Here is a 23,082-nt window from a genome sequence, read left to right on the forward strand (position 1 = left end):
GGATTAACACCACGCATTAATAAGTACGAATCTTCGGTGGGAAGGCTTCACGCAACTTAGGTTGCATGTTCACTTCACGACGAGTCATCGTTTCAGATTGCGGTAGATATAATGAGTGACATAACCAATTTGCATCATCACGATCTGGGAAGTCAAAGCGGCTATGAGCACCACGGCTCTCTGTACGGAAGTTTGCAGCTTGTGCCGTTGCATAAGCAGTTTCCATCAGGTTATCCAGCTCTAAACATTCGATACGTTGGGTATTGAACTCAGTTGAAGTGTCATCCAGACGCGCATTTTTCAGACGTTCACGGATTTCTTTCAGCTCTTCTAAGCCCTTCGCCATTGCATCCCCTTCACGGAATACGGAGAAGTTGTTCTGCATACAAGATTGCAGTGCTTTACGGATATCAGTTGGATCTTCACCCGTACGCGCATTTTCCCAACGATTGAAACGAGCCATTGCTGCATCGATGTCTGATTCAGATGCATCACGCATTGGACCTTGTTCCATGATGGATTCATTCAAGTGTAAACCAGCAGAACGACCAAATACCACGAGGTCAAGCAGGGAGTTACCGCCTAAACGGTTAGCGCCATGTACAGATACACAAGCAATCTCACCTACAGCAAACAGACCCGGAATCACTTCGTCTTCGCCTTTTTCGTTATAGCGAATCGCTTGACCCGTCACTTTAGTTGGAATACCACCCATCATATAGTGACACGTTGGGATAACTGGAATTGGCTCTTTAACTGGGTCAACGTGGGCAAAGGTACGAGATAATTCAAGGATACCCGGTAAGCGAGATTCCAGAACGTCTTTTCCTAAGTGATCCAGTTTCAGTTTCGCGTGTGGACCCCATGGGCCATCACAACCACGACCTTCACGGATTTCAATCATGATTGAACGTGCAACAACGTCGCGACCTGCAAGGTCTTTCGCGTTTGGTGCATAACGCTCCATGAAGCGCTCACCATCTTTATTCAGCAGGTAACCGCCTTCACCACGACAACCTTCTGTGACCAGAACACCTGCGCCAGCGATACCCGTTGGGTGGAATTGCCACATTTCCATATCTTGTAATGGAACACCAGCACGCACAGCCATACCAACACCGTCACCCGTATTGATGTGTGCGTTAGTGGTGGATTGGTAAATACGGCCTGCACCGCCCGTTGCTAAGATGGTTGCTTTCGCTTTGAAGTAAACCAACTCGCCCGTTTCCATGCAGATTGCAGTACAACCTACGATATCGCCATCTTGGTTTTTCACTAAATCCAGTGCATACCATTCAGAAAAAATCGTAGTGTGGTTTTTTAAGTTTTGCTGATACAGAGTATGTAACAGTGCGTGACCAGTACGGTCCGCTGCCGCAGCAGTACGTGCCGCTTGCTCGCCACCGAAATTCTTAGACTGACCACCGAATGGACGTTGATAAATACGGCCATCATCAAGACGAGAGAAAGGCAATCCCATATGTTCTAATTCAAGGATAGCTTCCGGTCCTGTTTTACACATGTATTCGATAGCGTCTTGGTCACCGATATAGTCGGAACCTTTAACAGTATCGTACATATGCCATTCCCAGTTGTCAGGGTGTGTGTTACCGAGTGCAACAGTGATACCACCTTGCGCTGACACAGTATGAGAACGAGTTGGAAATACTTTAGATAACAAAGCACAAGATAGGCCTTGTTGAGAAATTTGTAGTGCTGCGCGCATACCTGCACCGCCCGCACCGATAACGATAGCGTCAAACTCTCTGATTGGCAGATTCATTTTATGCACCCCACACAACAATTGTTCCGTAAATTAAGTAAGCCAGCAAACCAACCACGATGGCCAGTTGCAGCACTAGACGAATCGCCAGTGGCTTAACATAGTCAGTCAGTACTTGCCACATACCAATCCAGGCATGCACAAGAATCGAGAACAATGTGAGGATAGTGAATACTTTGGTCACAGAGGAGGCAAAGAAGCCACGCCATACTTCATAGGTAATATCATTAATCGCTACGAAGCCAACAATGTAGAGTACGTAGAGGACGATAACGATCGCCGAACCACGGATTAACAGCCAGTCCTGGATACCAGTACGGCCTAAAGCTGATGCATTACTTACCATACTAAGATCCCCGCCAGAATTGCCAGAATTACAGTAATTACAAATGTAATTTTTGCGGATGAGTTGCCCGCAGCAAGGGTTTCATCAACACAACCGAAATCCATCAGCATATGACGAATACCACCACAAATGTGGTAAGCCAGCGCTGTTAAGATCCCCCAAAGAATGAACTTAGCAAAAAAGCCAGTCATTATTTCAGACGCGTATTGAAAACCTTCTGGAGAGGAGAGAGAAGTCCCTAGCAACCAAAGCAGAATACCAACTGCGATGAGAGTAATGACGCCAGAGACACGGTGCAAGATCGAAGATATTGCAGTAATCGGAAAGTGAATCGTCTGCAAATCAAGGTTGACAGGTCTTTGTTTTTTCACAATTTTGCCCACACAGCTCTTTATTATTTTCCATCCTCCGGACCTGGGGTGGAAATCAGACAGCGACAGGGGTACAAAATGCAACTTAACACAAACTTTAATCCATCATGTTTGAATAAAGTTGCATACTGATCACGCTGGGAACTCCTACTCAGGGTAATCCGGAGACCTGGCGCCAGTATAAAGTCTTCACATTGCTATTACAATTCCCACACAAAAGGTTTGGAGACATTTAGCCCGAACAGTGAGAAGGATCACGATTTAAACATTTTATATAAATGTGCTTATCTTATTTGACAATGATTCAACATTTATCTTACATATATGCCTGACAGATTTATCTGAATACGTTACGGATGACCCAAAGTCGTGTAGTAATGTGAATGAGTATGCAAGTATAAACAAAAGTTATGAAAGTTGTTTCCCTTACCACAAATAATGATATTGTAGAGAAAACAACAAAAAAAGAACATAACGCCCTATACACTCGCAAACAACCTAACCACATTGTTATCGGTATTGATATTGGTTGCCGGATTTCAAGGTTTTATGTGATATCCCGCTGATTTTCTCAACACACCGATAGAACAATGCACAAAGACGCAGTATAACGCTGAGTTCTGGGTTGTTGAGTGTGGATTATCAAGCGCTAAGGAGACCGTAAATGGCTGATAACAAAGCTAAGATAATGACTGGAAGTAAAGGTGATTTCGAACTAGACATCCTAAGCCCGACCATTGGCCAAGATGTTATCGATGTACGAGCTTTAGGTTCTAAAGGGTTCTTCACATACGACCCCGGTTTTACTTCTACCGCATCCTGTGAGTCAAAAATTACCTATATCGATGGTGATAAAGGCGTTCTACTCCACCGTGGTTTCCCAATTGATCAACTCGCCACTCAAGCCTCATACCTTGAAGTCTGTTATATCCTGTTATACGGCGAAGCACCAACCCAAGAACAGTACAATACATTTAAAAATACGGTGACTCGCCACACCATGATCCATGAGCAAATCACTCGTATGCTTAATGGTTTCCGTCGTGATTCTCACCCAATGGCAGTTCTGTGTGGGGTAACAGGTGCTCTAGCGGCGTTCTACCACGATGCATTAGACGTTAATAACCCTCGCCACCGTGAAATCACCGCTTACCGTCTGCTGTCTAAAATGCCGACCGTTGCAGCGATGTGTTACAAATACTCTATCGGACAACCTTTTGTTTATCCTCGTAATAATTTATCTTACGCGGGTAACTTCTTGCATATGATGTTCTCGACCCCATGTGAAGAATATGTGGTTAACCCAGTACTTGAGCGCGCAATGGACCGTATTTTGATCCTGCACGCTGACCACGAACAAAACGCATCAACCTCAACAGTCCGTACCGCAGGTTCTTCCGGCGCTAACCCATTTGCGTGCATTGCAGCAGGTATCGCATCTCTGTGGGGGCCAGCTCATGGTGGTGCTAACGAAGCCTGCTTACGTATGCTTGAAGAAATTCAAACTGTTGAGCACATCCCAGCATTTATCGAACGTGCGAAAGATAAGAACGACTCTTTCCGCCTAATGGGCTTCGGTCACCGCGTTTATAAAAACCATGACCCGCGCGCTACCGTTATGCGTGAAACTTGCCATGAAGTCCTGAACGAGCTAGGTCTCAATGACAGCCTGCTTGAAGTGGCAATGGAATTAGAACGCATCGCGCTGAACGACCCGTACTTCATTGAGAAGAAACTGTACCCTAACGTTGACTTCTACTCAGGTATCATCCTGAAAGCAATGGGTATTCCATCTTCAATGTTCACGGTTATCTTCGCGATTGCACGTACCATTGGTTGGATTGCACATTGGAACGAAATGCACGATGAAGGTCTGAAAATTGCACGTCCTCGCCAACTGTACACTGGCTACGACAGACGTGAATTCAGCTCTGAGTTAGACAAAAAATAATTTAACTCACTCATCACTAAAGCCTCGAAGATTCGGGGCTTTTTAATTTCTAACATTCTATTTTTATTCTATTTTTTTAGTCTTGATTCGCCGCTGTATTCCCGAGGTGTCATCCCGCTCATTTTGCGGAAAAAACTAATAAATGCGCTGTCACTGGCTAAACCTAACTCTTGAGTAATAAATCCGTAAGTTTTCTCCTGCGCTAATAGCTCTATCCCTTTGATAAACCGCCATTGTTGACGCCACGCTTGATAGCTCATTCCTGTCTCTTTTAGAAAAACTCGAGTAATAGTTTTCTCACTGGCACCAACCGTTTGAGCTAATTGGTTCAAAGGTGGAGGAAGTCGTTCTAGATCAAGGGACTTAAAGCGCCGGTCCTGAGGTAAAGAAAGTAGCGTAGGCTCCGCGGTTGCACATTGTAATTCATCAATAAAAACAGGCAGTAACCTTGCTAGTCGCCCTTCTCGCCAGTCACTCTCAAAAGGCGCCACCGCGATGCGTTCCAGCAACTCTCGAAGCAAAGGAGAGATACTTAAAATAGACACCTGGCCAGATATTTGCTGCGCATATTCTTGGCTTAGGTAAACAGACCGATACCCTACCGAAGCACGCATTTGTGCTCGATGCTGTGTAAATGGCGGGATCCACGCGACTCTCCCCGGTGGTAGTAACGAAATTTCATTCTGTAAACTAATACGAATGCATCCTTGTTGTGTAAATAACAACTGCCCCATTTCATGGGTATGCGCCCCTGAGTCATGTTGCCCCATTTGGGCTGCAATCCCCAATACGGGGGCATCATACCAGTGAGTTTGAAACTCATCCGTCTGTAATAACCACGCCATAAATGTCTCTTTTTTGATATTTATTGTCTTTATTATTGTAATAAGACAAACAAAAAGCCACTAAACTTTGTGCCATTCCACATACTTTGAAAATAAATAGGTAAATCAGTATGGAACGCGTACTTTCTTTATCACTGGCGATCGCCCTAATGATGTTTCCGCAAATTGTCGAAACCATTTATAGCCCAGCGTTAACGGACATTGCGGCTGCATTTCAGGTGAATGCCGAGCAAGCTTCTCAAACGCTCTCGCTCTATTTCTTTGCTTTCGCTTTTGGTGTCGTATTTTGGGGCAGAATGTGCGATGTCATCGGTCGTCGTCCCACTATTTTGCTGGGGCTATTTCTATATGGTATTGCCTCTGTAAGCGCGCTTTTTGTCTCGTATTTCTATGGGTTACTGCTACTGCGTATGTTATCTGCGTTTGGTGCTGCAGTTGGCTCTATTGGCACACAAACCATGATGCGAGACAGTTTCCAAGGTCATACGTTAGCCAAAGTTTTCTCGGTGATGGGCATCGCCTTAGCAATCAGCCCCGCACTTGGGATGATTTTCGGTGCCAGCTTAGTTTGGCTAGGTAGTTACCGAGCCGTTTTTATGGGTTTAGCGTTGTTAGCTGCCATACTTTTGTTATGGTCATGTTATAAGCTTCCTGAGACCAAACCACAGAACGTGATCAAAACCCCATTTTTAACCACGTTTTTACACATGTTAGGGGATAAACGAATTCTCCAAAATGTGATGTTGATTGCATTTTTCAACATTAATTTATTCAGTTATTACCAGCTTGGCCCCTTTATTTTTGAGCAATTAGCGTTCAACCAACAACAATTTGGTCTGACTGGTATTTTATTAGCATTAGGTGTCGGTCTCGGTTCGCTGATTAATCACGTATTGTTGGCGAAAAAATGGTCAGCAGAAAAGCTCGTCAAACTGGCAAGTGGCGTTTCTTTAATCAGCGGCGGCTTAGTTTATCTATTACAAGGTAATATATTATTTGTGTTGCCGATAATGGGCGTTGTGGTGGGCTATGGGGTCGCGATCCCGAATATTTTGGCGCATGCTCTGAATCATTATCAAGACAGAAAAGGCACCGCTGGCGCAATTTTAGGTTTGTTTTACTATTTAGGATTAGCGCTCGGATTAATGGCCGCCGGCGAGGTTCAAAACCTAGGATTAGTGCTCATCACGTCAAGCCTAATACTGCTCCTTACCGCACTAAAATACCGAACTTAGTTCGTTTTTTATCTTCAAACATATAGAAAATACAAGGAGATATTCTCTATATTTGAAATCATTTTCTAAAGATTTCACGATAATTTTCTAAATAGTTCATGCTGTGGCAAGGCGGTGAACAAAGACAGCTTGGGGAGCATACACAAGTATGTGACCCAAGTGGCTGCGTGAAACCAACACAGCCACAGCGTGAAATATGACGAAAATTTAGGCTGGGTTATCGATATCGATGAAGGTAGCATCCACCTCATGATTATCATTCAACCACTCCGTCAACGCCTTAATCCCATAACGCTCTGTTGCGTGGTGCCCTGCACTGTAGAAGTGGATCCCCATTTCTCTTGCGATATGAATGGTTTGCTCTGACACTTCCCCTGTCACAAACGCATCTACACCAAATTCTGCCGCTTGCATAATAAAGCCCTGGCCACCGCCAGTACACCATGCAATTTGACGAATTTCTTCTTTGGCGTTGTCACCACAATGCAATACTTTACGCCCTAAGCGTTTTTCTAAACGCTCGGTTAATTCCGCGGGAGTAATGGGTTGGTCGAAAAAGCCAAATGGCATCAGTGGCTCAATGTTGCCATTGACTTGTACCCCCATAATGTGAGCCAGTTGTGCATTGTTACCTAATACTGGGTGAGCATCTAATGGTAGGTGATAACCGTACAGGTTAATGTCATTCGCCAACAATGTTTTTAGGCGATTTCTTTTCATGCCTTTGATAATGGCTGGTTCGTTTTTCCAAAAGTAGCCATGATGCACAATCACCGCATCGGCATTGAGTCTGACCGCTTCATCCAATAATGCTTGGCAAGCCGTCACGCCTGTCACAATTTTTTTAACGTGAGGGCGACCCTCTACTTGTAATCCATTTGGAGCATAGTCTTGGATTTCACTGACTTTCAGCTCGTCGTTAATCAGCTCTTCTAACTTAAAATTATGCATAATCGTATCCTTTACCTACTGAATTCCTACTTATTCATATTCAATTAGCATAAACGTAAATGATATTTTTTTCTGCTGTATTTATTGGCAAACTCACACAAGCGAAGAACTCAGTCAAATTTGAAAGAGAGATAATTAAACAAAAAGGCTCCCCACTGAGAGCCTTCTTGAGTTTACAAAATTGCGACTATTATTAGTCTTTCTTCGATTTATTCGCAAAGAAAATATCAGATTGAATGTCTTCAGTTCGAATAGTGAAAAGTTGGTTAGTTAAATCCTCAGTGAGCTTCTCGGCACTTGCCATCACATCCAGATTAAACTTGTTAAGCATTTTATTGGCGGCGGCTTTATCGGTTTTCGCCATTTTTAAGTAATTCACTTCCATGGCTTTTTGCTCTAACGCCGTTTTCGCTTCCCACTCTTGATAGGCTTTTTTAACAATAGGTGCAAGTTTAGGGTAGTCCGTCATGACTAATGTTTGTAACTTACGGTATTTCCAATAAATAGAATCGCTGTCTGCTTTGTCTGTCCCAATACCATAATGTTTTGGATAAGCTTCTAACCCACTGTAGAAAGGAACAAACGCGGTCAAGTCCGCCATTCCTAGACCAACATATGTCACTTCACCAATTTCTTGCGGTAGCTCTGGGCGTACTTGCATCACATGCGCTTCATAAGTTCTAAACACGCTGATTGGTCGCCATGGCTCTTTTCCGTTTAAGCCATTGGTATATGGGTCATGTTCCGTGCCTTCAAAGTGATTACGTAACATGGCTTTCGCTTCTTCAACAGAAATTTTTTTCTCTGGCGTTAAGAATGGTACAAAATTTCTTCCATCTGCAATATCTTGTTTTAACGACGGATTAAACTGCTGCTGAATGATCCAAACCCGCGGATCGTTATAATCACGGTCTCGCTCATCATCACGCGTATAGGCTTTAGAAAAATTGAATGCGCCATCTTTAGCTGGGTTGTATAAACCCTTTTCTACTGCAAATTCAACCAGGTTTTTAGAACCTAGCATATCGGGATTATTCACCTCAAACGCTTGTAAACGCCCCTGATTACCCGTTGCAAAGTATTTATCTTTTGCAATTTTTTGAGCCATCCATTGATGACCCGTTCCCGTTTCTAAATACCACAGTTCATTTTTATCGACGACAGCAACACCAAAGCCTTCACCAGCACCTTGGGTTTCAATAATATTACCTAAAATCTCCACCGCTTCACGGGCTGTTTTTGCGCGGGAAAGAAGTACATCTGGAATATCATCTTCGGTAATTCCAGTTTCTTCAACATAGGGATCAAACGCTAATGCTTTAGGAGATGCAAATATAGATTCAGTACCACTGACTCCGACACCTAATTCATTAAATCCAGTCGCACCATGTAATTGTGTTTTCCAATTTGGCACAGTTGTATATCGCAATGAATTTTTTGGTAATGGGTAGGTAAAATTATTAGCACCATTATGTTCTTTTGTACTGTATATTCCGGATTGATTTTTCTTTGCTGGATGAATGACAAAATGCTGAGCTTTTAATGCGCTGCTATCAGCGCTTCTCGCGATAATTAACGAGCCATCATTCGTGGCTTCACTCCCCGCAAGCAGAGTGGTACAAGCCAATCCCGATGATATTAATGCGATATTAATTGACAATGCGATAACACATTTTTTAAATAGAATCATGATATTCCTCATTTGCTATTTATAATTAAATATCTTTTGAATTTTAATAAAATAAAATCTAATTTTATTGGGAGTGGATATTAGCAATGAGATAAAGATAATTACCGTGATTCACTTCTCAGTGTCAAATAAGTTAATTTATTTAAATTCCAAATTAAATAACATGACTTTAATTTAAATAACATTGAAGTATGGGAATTAATTATTATGATTTTTATATAAAAAAATCCCCACAATTAAATTATTGCAGGGATATCTTTTTAGTGAATTGAATCACTGATTAACGATGGCTTTCCATCGTCACTTCTGAGCTGGCCAACCACACAGGCTTGTCGCTCGTTTTAGCCCAGACTTTATGCAGGTAGCTATAAAATCTTGCTCTTTTTGGGTAAAAAACCATAACCGGAAACGCAATAATGCCAGCTGTTACAGCAGCAGTGCGGCGTAAAAGTACCTGATTACGGGAATATTCTTGATATGTGGACATCGATATCCTCCTTCAGTAGCCACTTAATTTTGCCGATTCCAGTTTTGCTCTTTACTTCTATTCCACTTGATTCACGTTTAACTCAATTCGCATTGAGCGTAAATCACCAAAGAGGCACTAAAATCGAACACCAAGGTTAATCTTCATTAACGGAATCTATAATAACGCAATTTGTGTAATTAAACTACTCATCTGACCACTTAAATATAAAATAAATTAACTTTTTGACTCAGTTTCGTTGTTTTATTACGAAATGTAGCAAGATACCGTATAAAACAAACAAATAAATCACATCTCATTAACAAACTATACTTAGATAATTTCTTCATCATCACGAAGCGATTTTAATTGGGCATTTTTATACTATTTTTACACCCCACCTGGTTTTTTTATCAGCTTCTTTACAAGCAAATGCCTAACCTAGCGCAATGGAAATAATAAGGAGATAACAATGTCACTACTTTCCATTTCTGGGGCAGTTCTTGTTGTTGTACTGCTGGTTTATCTGATTTATGCCCTGCTCAACGCGGAGAATTTCTGATATGGCCACCTATGCGTTTTTATTGATCGCCAGTTTTTTACTGGTTCTTATGCTGTTAGCAAAACCACTCGGCAACTTTATTGCTTATCTGATTGATGGTGATATGCCGCGTACTATTGCCAAAAGTGAATCGGTATTCTGGCGATTAAGCGGAATCAAACAAGTGGGGCGCGATCTCCCTGAGATGAATTACTGGCAATATGCCATCGCCATTTTGCTATTTAACTTACTGGGTTTTGGCTTACTATTCGTTATTTTAATGTGCCAAGGCTCATTACCGCTCAACCCCCAACATTATCCGGGAATGAGCTGGGACTTAGCTTTCAACACAGCCATTAGTTTTGTGGCCAATACCAACTGGCAATCTTATAGCGGGGAAAATACCCTAAGTTACCTGAGCCAAATGGTCGGGTTAACCGTACAAAACTTCCTTTCAGCAGCCACAGGGATCGCCGTCGTGTTTGCACTTATTCGTGCATTCTCACGCCACGGCAGCAAAACTATTGGTAATGCTTGGGTTGATTTAGCACGTATCACGCTGTATCTCCTGCTGCCATTATCCATTATTTTTGCTTTATTCTTTGTCAGCCAAGGGGTTATTCAAAACTTCTCCCCTTATGTTTTGAGTAACAACCTTGATAGTGCGCCACAACTGTTACCAATGGGACCAGTTGCGTCCCAAGAAGCCATCAAATTATTGGGAACTAACGGTGGTGGATTCTTTGGTGCTAACTCATCTCACCCATTTGAAAACCCAACGGCATTAAGCAACTTTGTTCAAATGTTGGCAATTTTCCTTATTCCAACTGCACTTTGCTTTGCATTTGGCCGTACCGTCAGTGATAACAAACAAGGTCACGCCCTGCTCTGGGCAATGGCGATTATTTTCGTGATTGCCGCCGCCGTTGTGATCCATGAAGAATATGTCGGCAACCCATTCTTAGGCGAGTTGCACGCAAGCAGCACCGCTAACCTTGAAGGGAAAGAGAACCGCTTTGGTACATTAGGATCTGCGCTATATGCCGTTGTCACCACCGCGGCATCTTGTGGTGCAGTCAACTCAATGCACGATTCTTACACTGCATTAGGTGGCATGGTCCCTATGTGGCTAATGCAAATTGGTGAAGTGGTCTTTGGGGGCGTCGGTTCAGGTTTATACGGCATGTTACTGTTTGTTTTACTTGCCGTGTTCTTAGCGGGATTGATGATTGGCCGTACTCCTGAATACCTCGGTAAAAAAATCGAAGTACGTGAAATGAAAATGGTGGCACTGGCCATCCTTGTCACGCCAACTTTAGTGCTACTTGGCACCACGATTTCACTGATGACCGAAGCAGGACGCGCCGGCATTCTTAACCCGGGCGCTCACGGATTTAGCGAAGTGCTATACGCCTTTTCATCCGCCGCTAATAACAACGGCAGCGCCTTTGCAGGATTAAGCGCGAACACGCCGTATTACAACGTGATGCTGGCATTAGCTATGTTCCTTGGGCGTTTCGGTGTGATTTTCCCAGTATTAGCGATTGCAGGCTCTATGGCCGTAAAAAAACCACAAGCCGCCAGCCTTGCAACATTGCCGACACACGGTCCACTGTTTATCGGTTTATTAATCATGACTGTTCTTCTCATTGGTGCACTGACTTTTGTCCCTGCGCTTGCGTTAGGGCCAATCGCAGAACATCTGCAAATTTGGTTAGCGGCATAATGAGGGTGAAAAAATGAAAAATCAAAAAACACAATTATTTGATAGCAAACTGGTTCGCCAATCGACAATTGATGCCATTAAAAAACTGACACCACAAGCACAATGGCGTAACCCAGTTATGTTCGTGGTTTACATCGGCAGTATTATTACGACTTTATTATGGATAGCGATGGTCGCTGGCTACAGTGAAGGCAACGCTTGGTTTAGTGGCATGGTCACTTTATGGCTATGGTTCACTGTGCTATTTGCCAACTTTGCAGAAGCTTTAGCGGAAGGTCGTAGTAAAGCGCAAGCTCAGAGTTTAAAAGGCGTAAAACAGCAAAGCCGAGCAACCAAGCTGGCGACTGCCTCTCTCGATGCACCGCAAGAAATGGTTAGTTCAGACCAACTGCGTAAAGGCGATATCGTCCTGATCCGCGCAGGGGAAACCATCCCTTGTGATGGTGAAGTGATTGAAGGTGGCGCCTCCGTAGATGAAAGTGCGATCACCGGTGAATCCGCACCCGTGATCCGTGAATCCGGTGGAGACTTTTCATCGGTCACGGGGGGAACTCGCGTACTCTCTGACTGGCTGATCGTCGAATGTACGGTTAACCCGGGCGAAACATTCTTAGACCGCATGATCTCCATGGTGGAAGGCGCACAACGCCGTAAAACCCCCAATGAAATCGCGCTCACTATCTTATTAACCGCACTGACCATTATCTTTGTTTTAGTCTGTGCAACGTTATATCCATTCACCTTGTTTGCTACTGAATACGCGGGTGCAGGTGGCGCAGTCTCTATCATTGTGTTGATTGCGTTACTTATCTGTCTAATCCCAACCACCATTGGCGGGCTACTATCTTCCATTGGGGTTGCCGGAATGAGCCGTATGCTGGGTGCCAACGTGATTGCCACCAGCGGGCGCGCCGTGGAAGCAGCGGGAGACGTTGATGTCCTGTTACTGGACAAAACGGGCACCATCACCCTTGGAAATCGCCAAGCCTCTGAGTTTTTACCGTTGAATGGCATCACCGAGCAGCAACTGGCGGATGCGGCTCAACTCTCCTCTTTAGCGGATGAAACCCCTGAAGGGCGCAGTATTGTGGTACTCGCAAAACAGAAATTCAATTTACGCGAGCGCGACATTCACGCCATGAACGCCACCTTTGTGCCCTTCTCTGCCATGACGCGCATGAGCGGTGTCAACGTCGGCGAACGCATGATCCGTAAAGGTTCTGCCGACGCTATTCGCCGTTATGTTGAAGCTAACCACGGCAAATTTCCTGTTGAAGCCGACAAACTTGTTGAACAAGTGGCGCAAACAGGGGGAACACCGTTAGTGGTGGTGGATAGCCAAACGGTGCTCGGTGTCGTGGCGCTCAAAGACATCGTCAAAGGCGGCATGAAAGAGCGTTTTGCACAAATGCGTACGATGGGGATCAAAACCGTGATGATCACGGGGGATAATCACCTAACCGCAGCAGCAATCGCCGCAGAAGCAGGCGTGGATGATTTCCTCGCTGAAGCCACCCCAGAAGCAAAACTGGCGCTGATCCGACAATATCAATCGGAAGGCCGCTTAGTGGCCATGACCGGAGACGGTACCAACGATGCCCCTGCATTAGCACAAGCGGATGTGGCGGTTGCCATGAACTCGGGTACGCAGGCGGCGAAAGAAGCCGGTAACATGGTGGATTTAGATTCCAACCCAACCAAGCTGATTGAAGTCGTGCATATCGGTAAACAGATGCTGATGACTCGCGGTTCATTGACCACATTCAGTATTGCCAACGATATCGCCAAATACTTCGCGATTATTCCAGCCTGTTTTGCGGTCACATGGCCACAACTCAATGCCTTGAATATTATGCATTTGCACTCACCAGCTTCGGCATTGCTGTCGGCGGTTATTTTTAATGCCTTGATTATTGTGTTCTTAATTCCACTGGCATTAAAAGGGGTGAATTATCGCCCAATGAGTTCTCAATCACTTTTACAGCGTAACTTGAGCCTGTATGGGTTAGGTGGCTTGATTGTCCCATTCGTGGGGATCAAACTTATCGATATGTTCATCAGCTTATTTGGTATTTAAGGAGCCTATTATGAACATGTTTCGTTCTTCATTGATGATTTTAGTTCTATTAACACTAGTGACTGGGATTGCTTATCCGCTGCTTGTGACTGGGCTTGCTAATGTTATTTTCCCCACCCAATCGATGGGCTCGTTGATCTTGCAAGATAATCGCGTTATCGGTTCATCGCTGATTGGGCAGTCTTATCAAAATGACAATTATTTTTACGGTCGCCCGTCTGTGACAGCTGAAATGCCTTATAACGCACTGGCCTCTGGTGGCAGCAACTTAGCCATCAGCAACCCACTGTTAACCAAGGAATTGACTGAACGCTCAGTCGCATTAAAACAGCATGAACCCGATGGTGGTGATATTCTGCCTGTGGATTTACTGACCGCCTCTTCCAGCGGGCTAGATCCACATATTTCAGTTGCTGCTGCGTTATATCAAGCGCCACGTATTGCCAAAAACAGACAGTTATCGATAGACAAGGTAAAATCCCTTATCACTGACAATACTCAATCTCCCCTGTTTCGATTTTTAGGAGAGCCGGTCGTCAACGTATTAGAGTTAAACCTTGCCCTTGATACCTATCAACGGGAAGCTAACAGTCAAAATCACTGAGGTCAGTTATGAATAATCAGGAGCCTATCCGCCCAAACCCAGATGACCTGTTGGTAAAGGCAAACGAAAGTGGACGTGGCAAACTTAAGATTTTCTTCGGTGCTTGCGCCGGTGTTGGGAAAACTTACGCCATGTTGCAAGAAGCGCAACGCCTTCGAGCACAAGGGTTAGACGTGCTGATTGGCGTGGTCGAAACTCATGAACGAGAAGAAACCGCTGCGCTGCTGGATGGGCTCCCGCAACTTCCTCCGTTAAAAATCAGCCATCGAGGACGTCGCCTGCACGCCTTCGATATTGATGCAGCATTGGCAAGGCATCCTGCCATTATCTTGATGGATGAACTTGCCTTCAGTAATCCAAACGGCAGCCGCCACCCTAAACGCTGGCAAGATGTCGAAGAATTACTGGATGCGGGCATTGACGTTCTCACCACCGTTAACGTTCAACATATTGAAAGCTTAAATGACATTGTCGGCAGCATCACCGGTATCCGCGTGCGCGAAACGGTGCCTGACCATATTTTTGATGCCGCCAATGAAGTGGTTTTAGTGGATTTCCCCCCAGATGACCTGCGCCAACGTTTAAAAGAAGGCAAAGTCTATATTCCGGGACAGGCTGAACGTGCTATCGAGCATTTTTTCCGTAAAGGAAACTTAATTGCTTTACGGGAATTAGCCCTACGCCGCACGGCTGATCGCGTTGATGACCAAATGCGTGAGTTTCGTGATGGTAAAGGCGAAGCCCCCGTTTGGCATACCCGCGACGGATTACTTTTATGCATCGGGCATAATACAGGCAATGAAAAACTGGTTCGCGCTGCTGCTCGCCTTGCCGCTAAGTTCGGCAGTGTTTGGCATGCGGTGTATGTAGAAACCCCAACCTTACACCAACTTCCTGAAAATCAGCGCCGCGCTATTTTGAAAGCCCTGAGGCTGGCTCAAGACTTAGGCGCCGAAACCGCCACACTTTCTGATCCTAATGAAGAAAAAGCCATTTTGCGTTACGCACGGGAGCATAACCTCGGTAAAATTTTGATCGGCCGACGCGACAAACATCGCAAATGGTATAAATTCAATTTACGCCAAGGTTTTGCGGATAGACTCGGTAAACTCGGCCCTGATTTAGATTTGATCATTGTCGCCCTTGAAGAAAAAAGCGATTGGGATAAAGAGCCTGAAAGAAAGCCGTTTACCGAAAAATGGCGCTCTGATGTCAATGGCTATTTAATGGCGATCGCCATGTGTGCGGCTATCACCCTATTTTCTCGAACCTTCTTATTGGCGCTGGATAAAGCCAACTTAGTCACCCTCTATTTATTGGGTGTGGTATTAGTCGCGTTATTTTACGGTCGCCGCCCTTCCGTTTTCGCCGCATTAGTCAACGTGATTAGTTTTGACTTATTCTTTGTTCAGCCTCATTTCTCTTTGGCTATCATGGATATGCAGTATCTGGTGACTTTTACCGTAATGCTGATTGTGGGGGTGGTTGTCGGGAACTTGACCGCAGGGATGCGCTATCAGGCAAGAATTGCCCGTTATCGAGAACAACGCACACGCCATTTATATGAAATGACCAAAGAGCTAGGTCAAGCCCTCAGCACGGAAGATATCGGTAAAACTGGCTACCACTTTTTAAACAACGCCTTTCAGGCAAAAACCTGTTTGCTACTCCCCGATGAAAACAACCAACTGACGCCATTAGAATGCGAAGGTTATAGCCAGTTGCAAATCGACAAAGCGATCGCAAAATGGAGCTTCGATAAGCGCCAGCCTGCAGGTGCAGGGACGGACACACTTCCCAGCGTGCCGTACCAATTACAGCCCATCACAACGGCAGATGAAACCCTTGCCGTGCTCGCCATTGAGCCGCGTAATATTCGCCAATTATTGATCCCCGAACAGCAGCGTATGTTGCAAACCTTTACCGGATTAATCGCCAGTAGCCTTTCCCGCCTGCAACTGACCAAACAAGCAGAAAGAGCCAAATTGGATGTTGAACGGGAGCAATTACGAAATTCACTGCTGGCAGCCCTATCCCATGATCTCAAAACGCCACTGACTGTTTTATTTGGTCAAAGCGAAATTTTGATGTTGGAGTTATCAGCCGAAAATTCACCGCTCACCGCACAAGTCAGTCAGATGCGCCAACAGGTGTTAAGCACTTCGCGATTAGTGAATAATTTATTGGATATGGCTCGCTTACAATCTGGGGGGATCCACCCAAATTTGGAATGGGAATCTCTGCAAGAAATTACGAGCAGCGCAGTTCGCATCTTGGACTACACTTTAGATAGTCACCCACTTGATATTGATATTCCAGCCGATTTACTCTTGTATTGTGACGGCAATTTGATTGAGCGCGTCATCATTAACTTGCTCGAAAATGCCATAAAATACAGTGATAGCGATACCCCGATTGGTATTCGTGCGTCTATCGAATCACAAAAAGTCCATATCGAAGTGTGGGATGCCAGCAATGCAATTCCCGACGGGCAAGAAAAAACCATTTTCGATAAATTTTCCCGCGCACAAAAAGAATCGGCAATTCCGGGAGTTGGCTTAGGTTTAGCTATCTGTCGTGCTATTATCCATCTCCACGAAGGGGAAATTTGGGCTGAAAATAATAAAAAAGGTGGCGCCAGCTTCCATTTTGTTTTGCCGTTAAAGCCGTTACCCGAGATTGAAAGCGAAAACGAAATTTAGGAGCACTTAGCAGACTGTGAGTTCCCATCAAATCCTGATCATTGAAGATGAAAAAGAGATCCGCCGCTTTGTTCGATTAGCGCTGGAGGGTGAAGGCTGGAAAATTTTTGAAGCTGAAAATTACCAACGAGGACTCATAGAAGCGGGTACTCGTCAGCCTGATTTGGTGATTTTAGATCTTGGATTACCCGACGGTGATGGATTGGATTTGATCCGTGATTTACGCCAATGGAGCAGTATTCCGTTGATCGTACTTTCTGCTCGTGAAGAAGAGTCCCAAAAAGTGGCCGCTCTTGATGCGGGTGCCGATGATTATTTAACGAAACCTTTTGGTATCAGTGAATTACTCGCCCGTGTCCGAGTCGCTTTGCGTCGCTTTGGTAAAGCGGGTCAAGAAAGCCCTACTTTTCAATTTGGCGATGTCACCGTGGATTTTATCAACCGCATCGTGACTAAAGGCAGCGAAGAGCTGCACCTCACCCCCATTGAGTTTCGGTTACTGAGCGAACTTGTCGCCAATAGCGGAAAAGTGCTCACTCAGCGCCATTTGTTGCTGCAAGTCTGGGGGCCAAGTTACGTCGAACATAATCATTATCTGCGCATTTATATGGGGCATTTACGCCAGAAGTTGGAAAATGACCCTGCTCGCCCCAAACATCTTTTAACTGAAACCGGTATTGGCTACCGTTTTATGCCTTAATTTATGCCTTAAAACCTAAGTTTGTCTTAAAGTGTGATTCTCAGACTATTACTGATAGTTTATTCATCTCGGCTGCCTATAATCTCTCCAATCTTAACTTATCGGAGCGTTTCCTGTGCAATCGTTACTGACTCAAGCTTCTCGCCGTTTTGCGTCAATCTTAGTGATTTTTTTAACTCTTTTCGTCACCACCAAAGCCCTTGCGCTAAGCCCAGAAGAGAAAACGCGGACTGAAGCGTTGTTAACGGAATTGGGCAAACAGCAGAATTTAACGTTCACGCGTAATGGTTCCGGTCATTCCGCACCAGAAGCTGAATCCCATTTGCGTTTAAAGCTGGGTAAAACCGAGAAGCGCTTACAGACAACAGAGCAGTTTATTGACAATGTGGCATCCAAATCCTCTATCACCGGAGAAGAGTATCAAGTCACTGATGCCCAAGGTAAAGTCACCAGCGCCAATCAGTATCTGCATGATTTGCTGAAAGATAACGTTGATAAACAAGCCAAATAACCCATTTTATCCCCTCCCGATTAATGAAGCGCCCCAATAGCTAGTGGGCACTTCATTATGTCGAGCTCTTTTCGTTACACTCCTTATTCCTCGAATAATGAAAATACCTTTTTCACGATCGAGAAGCCTCATTTCCCTGACCTAATATATCCGCCAATCAGAATCGCAAGCCGAATCTTATAACCCTATGCAGACCGAAGCATTAGACGCACTGATGAAATGCGCTGATAGTTGCCTAATTGAGCAAAGAGCAATCTGGTTGAAATGCTGACGTTCTAAAACATAAAAAACTGATTAATTATCATATGTTATTCTTAATGATTATTATTATCACCCATTATTTAAATGATTATTATTATCATATAGAATATGAAACTAAAGTTTGAAAACAATAGAACACCAATGCACAAGATTGCATATCTATATGTTTTACATCTAAAAACTTTACGTTTTCACATTAAGAGTACATTGATTTAATTCAGATATATTTACACCAGAGATGTCGAAGAATGCATCGGTGTAAGTATGAACGGGAAAAGGAAAATTCACTTTTATGCCTTCCTGACCAAATCAAAAAATATCCATCGTGTGAAAACTTGCACGACTAGGTTTCCACACCGTCTTAAATTTCACGTTGAAAATAGGGATGAACAGGTATTGCTATGTTAAAGAAAAATAAGCTATCAGCGCTATCACTGTTAATAGTTTCGCCATTCGCTTCAGCAACTGATGTTCTGGTTGTCACTACACCAAGCTCAAGTGATTCATACACCGCAACAACGACGTCTTCTGCAACAAAAAATGAGACTGAGATAACGAAAATACCACAGACAGTAAATGTGGTGACCAAAACCCAAATAGAAAACAGAGCAGCAGAAACCGTTGTGGATGCACTGAGGTATACACCAGGTGTGGTTACAGAATACCGTGGTGATTCGAATCGCAATGATGAGGTATTTAGTCGTGGTTTTGATTATGCGAACAAAATTCTAGATGGCATTCCTTTTGGCGGAAATGCGTCCTCGTCAATGGGCACAACCGAGCCTTGGTTTCTAGACAGAATTGAGATGATTAAAGGACCGGCATCTGTGCAATATGGACAAATAAGCCCTGGTGGGGTTATTGCCATGACAAGTAAAAAACCAACCGCACAGAGCATCAATAAAATTCAGTTACGAGTCGGTAATCGAAATAAAACAGAAGGATTTTTTGATCTCGGTGGCCAGCTAACGGATGATGGAAATATCCTCTACCGTTTAAATGGCTTGGCAAAAAAGAAAGATACTCAGGTACGAGACTATGAGGAAGAAAAATATGCTATTGCACCTGCAATAACATTCCTAAATGAAGACACTACTTTCACTCTTTTGGCTTATCTACAGAACTCACCGAAAAATGGTTATCGAAATTTTCTTCCTAAAGTTGGCACTCTAGAATCAACCCCAGAAGGAAAAATTCCACAAGACTTCAATATAAGCAATCCTGACTATAATATTTCCAAACAAAAACAACATAGTATTGGATATGAATTTGAACATAATTTTAGTGATCAAATTTCATTGGTACAAAAGGCACGCTACGCAGAAATTGATGAAAAATATAATTATTTAGTATTTAACACCTTAGCAAGTGAAGCTAAAAACTATCCTTATGTACTAAAACGAATGGCTCAGCACGAAAAAACAAAACTCAATACATTTGGTGTTGATACTCATTTAAATTTCGACATTGATAATGGGGGGGGTTATCAAACACTATTAGTCGGCGTCGATTACAAATGGACTAAAGAGGATAAACAGTTTTGGCGCGACAGAAGCGGCAATTATGATATTGATTGGCGTAATCCCCAATACCAGAAAATTGATGAATCCAAGCAGACGCTATTCACCGACCAGTTACAAAAAAGCGATCAAATCGGTATTTATATTCAAGACCAAATCGAATGGAATAGCTGGAACTTATTAGCTAGTACCCGATATGACTGGATTGAAGTAAAAACGATAGACAGAACGAACAGTGACAACTCGCAACAAAATGATGGCAAACTAACAGGCTTAGTTGGGGTGTTATACTCATTTGATAATGGTATTTCCCCTTATATTAGCTACAGCACCTCTTTTGAGCCAAATCTTGCAACCAACAGAAAGCCAGAAAGTAAACCGTTTGATCCTAAAACAGCAAAACAAACGGAAATCGGTATCAAGTACCTCACCCCTGACCAAAAAACGCTGGCGACCTTATCTCTCTATCATATCGAGCAAAAAAATATTCCTAAATACGACTCTGAGTTAGGTTATATGACGCTAATCGGTAAAGGTGAAAGTAAAGGTGTGGAAGCCCAGATAAACAGTAAGCTTACCGACAAATTTGCTGTTACAGGGGCATATTCATATACCAAAACCAAAGTGCTTGAAACGTCAAACAGTGCTGAAAAAGGAAAAGAATTTCCTCGAATCCCTAAAAATATGGCCTCTGTCTGGGGACAATATGAAGAAAACTCAGGGATGCTGAATGGACTGAAAGCCGGAGCGGGAGTGCGCTATATCGGGTCCAGCAAAGCAGGAGCGGATAATAGCTTTTCTGTACCTGGAGTAACACTTTACGATGCGATGGTGGGTTATGAACTCGCCAATATTTCACCATCTTTGAAAGGCGCAACGATACAGTTAAACGTGAATAACTTAATGGATAAACATTATGTTTCATCCTGTGGTATGAGTGATGCCTGCTTTTATGGCATAGGCCGTACTGGTACTGTCACGTTTGATTACGCTTGGTAAAACAAAGAGTAAGAACAAAGGCTACGACAAATTGAGATGTAGCCTTTGTTATCCCATTAATAATAAGGATTAACTTGAAAGTGAGGGCTCATGAAGTCTGTTTTGCTTTACGTCATGGTCGCTTTGAGTGCAGCACCCGCAATAGCCGCGCCTTGCAACGAACTGCCTCTTCAAGGGGTTCAGGAAGGTGTATTCGATTCAGAGGGTAAGGTTTGCTTTATGCTTCCAGAGCTTAATGAAAACTATGTGGTTGCCACACTAAAGGGGGCAACGGGGGCACAATTGCTCGATCAGCAAAACCATCATTTACGCACGTTATTGGAAGCAGGACCTCCTGATGGAGAAAAATCGCTACTTTTTTCATCCCCAACGGGGCAAGTTTCATCATTAGTATTATATGGAAACAACGGTAGTAAATGGCAGTTTAACTGGCAAATGACAGAAACTCAGCCACTCAATCGCATGCGAAAACTTGACCCGGTTAGTCCTACTTTACAGCAACTCGCAAAGGAGCTGGCAGCAGGAGGAACAACAGATGCATTTTGGGAAAAACAACAACTCATCGGTACACCTTTAGTTGAACCTGTAGATACATCCCATAAACGAGTCACTTTTTTGTGGCGTGCAGCACGCGGTAATGTGTTTATTTTAGGGTCTCCGGCAGGTGATCATGATCCCATGTTTAAACTTGGTGACTCCGATGTATGGTTTCGCAGCTACGTGGTCCCTGCAGATACGCGTATGCAATATCAATTGGCGCCTGACGTTCCTAAAATAGATGGCAATGCGCGTGAACAACGCCGTGCTATTTTGGTCAGTGCACAAGCCGACCCTTTAAATCCCACGACGATGAGTATAGAAAATGATGATAAGTGGAACACATCATCTTTACTTGATTTAAAACCCTCACGGTATTTTACCCGCGATACAATGAAACAGCCTATACGCCATGGCTCTTTGACTCGACATACACTAAAAAGTGAATTCCTTGGAAATAGTCGAGAAATCATTCTTTATCGCCCAAAAGCGACAACGCCGGTTAGTTGGACATTATTTTTGTTTGATGGCCAAATTTGGCAGGATAAATATCACACCGCCAATGTAATTGATGGTTTGATTGCTCATCATCAATTACCCCCGATTAATATTGTCTTTATAGATAGTCTGGATAGTAAACGTCGTTCCAAGGAACTCCCTCCAAATCAAGCTTTTGCTGATTTTATGGCACTGGAACTGCTACCTTGGGTGAGCAAAAATGGTATTGAAATAAATAATGAAAAGACGATTGTGGCTGGCGCAAGTTATGGAGGATTGGCATCGTCCTGGGTCGCATTGCGATATCCAAACCAATTTAGTCATGTGCTGAGCCTATCTGGCTCGTACTGGTGGGCACCTGAGGGTGAAAAGCCAGGATGGTTAACTCGTCAATATCAGCAATCGCCACATTATCCGATCAGTTTCTGGATACAAGCAGGATTATTTGAAAACCAAGGTGCTGATGGCGGCATTTGGCTTAATAGCCAAGGACTTGAACATGTTTTGCGAGATAAAAACTACAAAACCAGCTTCCATTCATGGTCAAGTGGTCATGATTATGCTGCTTGGGTAGAAGCATTGGTCTATGGATTGAACGATTTCACAAGCCAACGCTGAATCTTCTGTGAGTGATCAGCAATCTCCACAGCAGTATTTTGATATAAAAAGCCCCCAATAATTGGCAATCCAACTATTGGGGGTTAATAAACTGTTTTTTCTTAGGCTGTTCTCAACAATCATCAAATAATTCACGTTGTAGCAAGGCGG

General features: G+C 43.8%; 18 protein-coding genes. 11 read left to right on the top strand and 7 right to left on the bottom strand.

The features are described 5' to 3' along the window. Positions 1-16: 16 nt before the first annotated feature. The 3 genes from sdhA to sdhC are packed head-to-tail and all read right to left on the bottom strand — an operon-like array spanning position 17 to position 2,512. Positions 17-1,783, bottom strand: coding sequence for a succinate dehydrogenase flavoprotein subunit (gene sdhA, locus PR799_RS04090; RefSeq protein ID WP_108479381.1), 1,767 nt, complete (start codon positions 1,781-1,783; stop codon positions 17-19). 1 nt (position 1,784) lies between these two features. After that, positions 1,785-2,129, bottom strand: coding sequence for a succinate dehydrogenase membrane anchor subunit (gene sdhD, locus PR799_RS04095; RefSeq protein ID WP_036947812.1), 345 nt, complete (start codon positions 2,127-2,129; stop codon positions 1,785-1,787). After that, positions 2,123-2,512, bottom strand: coding sequence for a succinate dehydrogenase cytochrome b556 subunit (gene sdhC / locus PR799_RS04100; RefSeq protein WP_004909059.1), 390 nt, complete (start codon positions 2,510-2,512; stop codon positions 2,123-2,125). Before sdhC ends, sdhD begins: the two co-directional genes overlap by 7 nt. 652 nt (positions 2,513-3,164) lie before the next feature. On the opposite strand from sdhC, the gene PR799_RS04105 reads away from it, so the two are divergent. After that, positions 3,165-4,451, top strand: a complete 1,287-nt coding sequence (locus PR799_RS04105) for a citrate synthase (protein ID WP_224060449.1) — start codon at positions 3,165-3,167, stop codon at positions 4,449-4,451. A 68-nt stretch (positions 4,452-4,519) separates the two neighbouring features. On the opposite strand, the gene PR799_RS04110 is transcribed toward PR799_RS04105, so the two are convergent. Beyond that, positions 4,520-5,296, bottom strand: a complete 777-nt coding sequence (locus PR799_RS04110) for an AraC family transcriptional regulator (RefSeq protein WP_154628678.1) — start codon at positions 5,294-5,296, stop codon at positions 4,520-4,522. Between the two features lie 110 nt (positions 5,297-5,406). Here PR799_RS04110 and PR799_RS04115 point away from each other — a divergent pair, with 110 nt between their 5' ends. After that, positions 5,407-6,531 carry an MFS transporter gene (locus tag PR799_RS04115; protein WP_154628679.1) on the top strand — a complete coding sequence of 375 codons (1,125 nt, stop codon included), beginning with the start codon at positions 5,407-5,409 and terminating at the stop codon, positions 6,529-6,531. A gap of 207 nt (positions 6,532-6,738) precedes the next feature. Here the strand turns inward: PR799_RS04115 and PR799_RS04120 are convergent, their stop codons facing one another. From PR799_RS04120 to PR799_RS04130, 3 genes are all read right to left on the bottom strand, one after another. Continuing rightward, positions 6,739-7,482 (bottom strand): type 2 GTP cyclohydrolase I, encoded by a 744-nt coding sequence (locus tag PR799_RS04120; protein ID WP_154628680.1) that lies wholly within the window; start codon positions 7,480-7,482, stop codon positions 6,739-6,741. A 193-nt stretch (positions 7,483-7,675) separates the two neighbouring features. After that, positions 7,676-9,172, bottom strand: coding sequence for a C69 family dipeptidase (locus tag PR799_RS04125; protein WP_272521312.1), 1,497 nt, complete (start codon positions 9,170-9,172; stop codon positions 7,676-7,678). A gap of 280 nt (positions 9,173-9,452) precedes the next feature. After that, entirely contained in the window at positions 9,453-9,659 is a 207-nt protein-coding gene (locus tag PR799_RS04130; RefSeq protein ID WP_006660462.1) for a YbfA family protein, read from the bottom strand. A gap of 451 nt (positions 9,660-10,110) precedes the next feature. On the opposite strand from PR799_RS04130, the gene kdpF reads away from it, so the two are divergent. The 9 genes from kdpF (at position 10,111) to PR799_RS04175 (ending at position 22,932) form a co-directional block, all read left to right on the top strand. After that, positions 10,111-10,200 carry a K(+)-transporting ATPase subunit F gene (kdpF, locus tag PR799_RS04135; RefSeq protein ID WP_071524944.1) on the top strand — a complete coding sequence of 30 codons (90 nt, stop codon included), beginning with the start codon at positions 10,111-10,113 and terminating at the stop codon, positions 10,198-10,200. A 1-nt stretch (position 10,201) separates the two neighbouring features. Beyond that, a complete protein-coding gene (gene kdpA / locus PR799_RS04140) occupies positions 10,202-11,905 on the top strand; it encodes a potassium-transporting ATPase subunit KdpA (RefSeq protein ID WP_272521313.1) in 1,704 nt (567 codons plus the stop codon). 13 nt (positions 11,906-11,918) lie between these two features. After that, complete coding sequence (gene kdpB / locus PR799_RS04145) at positions 11,919-13,982, top strand: potassium-transporting ATPase subunit KdpB (protein WP_154628684.1); 2,064 nt, start codon at positions 11,919-11,921, stop codon at positions 13,980-13,982. A 10-nt stretch (positions 13,983-13,992) separates the two neighbouring features. After that, positions 13,993-14,586 carry a potassium-transporting ATPase subunit KdpC gene (gene kdpC / locus PR799_RS04150; RefSeq protein WP_272521314.1) on the top strand — a complete coding sequence of 198 codons (594 nt, stop codon included), beginning with the start codon at positions 13,993-13,995 and terminating at the stop codon, positions 14,584-14,586. An 8-nt stretch (positions 14,587-14,594) separates the two neighbouring features. Next, the gene (kdpD, locus tag PR799_RS04155) at positions 14,595-17,288 is read left to right on the top strand and encodes a two-component system sensor histidine kinase KdpD (RefSeq protein ID WP_272521315.1); all 2,694 of its coding nucleotides are present in this window, start codon (positions 14,595-14,597) and stop codon (positions 17,286-17,288) included. A gap of 16 nt (positions 17,289-17,304) precedes the next feature. Continuing rightward, on the top strand, positions 17,305-17,988 hold the full coding sequence (kdpE, locus tag PR799_RS04160) for a two-component system response regulator KdpE (protein ID WP_272521316.1): 684 nt from the start codon (positions 17,305-17,307) through the stop codon (positions 17,986-17,988). Between the two features lie 115 nt (positions 17,989-18,103). Beyond that, on the top strand, positions 18,104-18,499 hold the full coding sequence (locus tag PR799_RS04165; protein ID WP_272521317.1) for a DUF5329 family protein: 396 nt from the start codon (positions 18,104-18,106) through the stop codon (positions 18,497-18,499). 662 nt (positions 18,500-19,161) lie between these two features. Further along, positions 19,162-21,279 carry a TonB-dependent siderophore receptor gene (locus PR799_RS04170; RefSeq protein ID WP_272521318.1) on the top strand — a complete coding sequence of 706 codons (2,118 nt, stop codon included), beginning with the start codon at positions 19,162-19,164 and terminating at the stop codon, positions 21,277-21,279. A 90-nt stretch (positions 21,280-21,369) separates the two neighbouring features. Beyond that, the gene (locus PR799_RS04175; RefSeq protein WP_272521319.1) at positions 21,370-22,932 is read left to right on the top strand and encodes an esterase family protein; all 1,563 of its coding nucleotides are present in this window, start codon (positions 21,370-21,372) and stop codon (positions 22,930-22,932) included. The last annotated feature ends 150 nt before the right edge of the window (positions 22,933-23,082 follow it).

Origin of the sequence: Providencia sp. PROV202, from assembly GCF_028479565.1 — a bacterium.
Lineage (GTDB): Bacteria > Pseudomonadota > Gammaproteobacteria > Enterobacterales > Enterobacteriaceae > Providencia > Providencia zhijiangensis.

Coding starts and splice junctions, on each gene's coding strand:
- sdhA (WP_108479381.1), bottom strand. CDS start 1,783: ATGAATCTGCCAATCAGAGAGTTTGACGCTATCGTTATCGGTGCGGGC.
- sdhD (WP_036947812.1), bottom strand. CDS start 2,129: ATGGTAAGTAATGCATCAGCTTTAGGCCGTACTGGTATCCAGGACTGG.
- PR799_RS04105 (WP_224060449.1), top strand. CDS start 3,165: ATGGCTGATAACAAAGCTAAGATAATGACTGGAAGTAAAGGTGATTTC.
- PR799_RS04110 (WP_154628678.1), bottom strand. CDS start 5,296: ATGGCGTGGTTATTACAGACGGATGAGTTTCAAACTCACTGGTATGAT.
- PR799_RS04115 (WP_154628679.1), top strand. CDS start 5,407: ATGGAACGCGTACTTTCTTTATCACTGGCGATCGCCCTAATGATGTTT.
- PR799_RS04120 (WP_154628680.1), bottom strand. CDS start 7,482: ATGCATAATTTTAAGTTAGAAGAGCTGATTAACGACGAGCTGAAAGTC.
- PR799_RS04125 (WP_272521312.1), bottom strand. CDS start 9,172: ATGATTCTATTTAAAAAATGTGTTATCGCATTGTCAATTAATATCGCA.
- PR799_RS04130 (WP_006660462.1), bottom strand. CDS start 9,659: ATGTCCACATATCAAGAATATTCCCGTAATCAGGTACTTTTACGCCGC.
- kdpF (WP_071524944.1), top strand. CDS start 10,111: ATGTCACTACTTTCCATTTCTGGGGCAGTTCTTGTTGTTGTACTGCTG.
- kdpA (WP_272521313.1), top strand. CDS start 10,202: ATGGCCACCTATGCGTTTTTATTGATCGCCAGTTTTTTACTGGTTCTT.
- kdpB (WP_154628684.1), top strand. CDS start 11,919: ATGAAAAATCAAAAAACACAATTATTTGATAGCAAACTGGTTCGCCAA.
- kdpC (WP_272521314.1), top strand. CDS start 13,993: ATGAACATGTTTCGTTCTTCATTGATGATTTTAGTTCTATTAACACTA.
- kdpD (WP_272521315.1), top strand. CDS start 14,595: ATGAATAATCAGGAGCCTATCCGCCCAAACCCAGATGACCTGTTGGTA.
- PR799_RS04170 (WP_272521318.1), top strand. CDS start 19,162: ATGTTAAAGAAAAATAAGCTATCAGCGCTATCACTGTTAATAGTTTCG.
- PR799_RS04175 (WP_272521319.1), top strand. CDS start 21,370: ATGAAGTCTGTTTTGCTTTACGTCATGGTCGCTTTGAGTGCAGCACCC.